The following is a 1241-nucleotide window of genomic DNA, read 5'->3' as shown; positions in this document are numbered from 1 at the left end:
GACGAGATCGAGTTCCTCCAGCGGGAGTTCGGCACCCGGTTCCTCTGGTTCAACGACGACAACTTCGGCGGCGCCTTCCAGGACGGCTACCAGCACGCCGTCGGGTTCGCCGAGGAGATCCTCCGCCGCAACCTGGACATCTCCTTCCACAGTGAGTTCCGCGTGGACACCGGTCTCATCGACCGGGAGGCGCTGCGCACCCTGCGCAGGGCGGGGATGGCGTCCGCGCTGCTCGGCATGGAGACCGGGGCCCCGTCGATGGCCAAGAGGTTCCGCAAGGGAACCATGGTGGAGTACAACTTCGACGCCGCCCGCATCTTCAAGCAGGAGGGCATCGAGCTCGAACCCGGCTGGATCATGGTCGAACCGGGCACGACCCTCGACGAGCTCTGGGAGAACCTGAAGTTCATCGTGGCCGCCGGCATCGCCGTGAGCGAGAACCCGTTCTCCTTCATCAGCCGCGCCATCGCGCTGCGCGGCACGGAGATGTACGACAAGATCACCGATCCCGCTCCCCCCGACCTCCCGGACGTCGAGGGACCGGCCAGGGACGTCCTGCTGGAGGCCCGCCGCGAGTACCGGATCCCGGACCAGCGGGTCGAGGACGTGTGGGCGGCCTGGAGCAAGGTCAGCGCGGAGGTCGCCGACCACAAGGAAGAGCTGCCCTTCGTCGCCCAGCTCATCGTCGACGCGACCAGGGCGCGCAGGGCCCGGGGCGAACAAGGCCTGCGCCCGCGCCTGAGCCGGCTGCGCGGCTGGGTCGAGGGCCTGCCGGATCTGCTGGTCGCCTTCCTCAACGTCGGACTGCTGCTCGCGGACGAGAACCCGCCCCGGCTCGCCGAGCGGCTGGAGGCGGAGCTGCGCGCGCTGGTCGACGCCTACGACAGCAAGGTCCTGGGCCGGCCCTATCCGGTGTTCGTCGAGGAGACCAAGAGGCTGTGCGGAGAACAGGCCATGGCCGGGTGACACGGCCGGTGTCGGGATGCGCACGCAAGGACGAGAGAGGAGACCGGACATGGCGGATGTGGTCCTGCTGACCCCCCGGGAGATCCCCACCGGCGCCGCGAGCCTGAACAACCAGAACGTCCTGATCAACGACGAGGAGTACCTGTCCCTGGACCCGGCGATGCGGCTGTTCTACAAGCGGGTCCGGGAGAACCTGGGGGTGGCCTGCATCGCGGGCCACCTGCGGTCCTGCGGGTACTCGGTCCGGGCGCTGAACCTGCACGGACGCAACCCCA

Annotated in this window: 1 protein-coding gene and 1 pseudogene; both read left to right on the top strand. The window is 68.9% G+C overall.

The window, feature by feature from the left end; all coding sequences use genetic code 11:
* Nucleotides 1-966: B12-binding domain-containing radical SAM protein (locus ACH4F6_RS39975; protein ID WP_397965600.1), on the top strand; the 966-nt coding region annotated here is incomplete at its 5' end.
* A gap of 49 nt (nt 967-1015) precedes the next feature.
* Nucleotides 1016-1241: pseudogene (locus ACH4F6_RS39970) on the top strand (radical SAM protein); the annotation flags it as partial.

It is taken from the genome of Streptomyces sp. NPDC017936 (assembly GCF_044328485.1).
Classification (GTDB): domain Bacteria; phylum Actinomycetota; class Actinomycetes; order Streptomycetales; family Streptomycetaceae; genus Streptomyces.
Note: the sequence above shows the minus strand (reverse complement) of the source record. Positions and strands in the feature narration are given on the sequence as shown.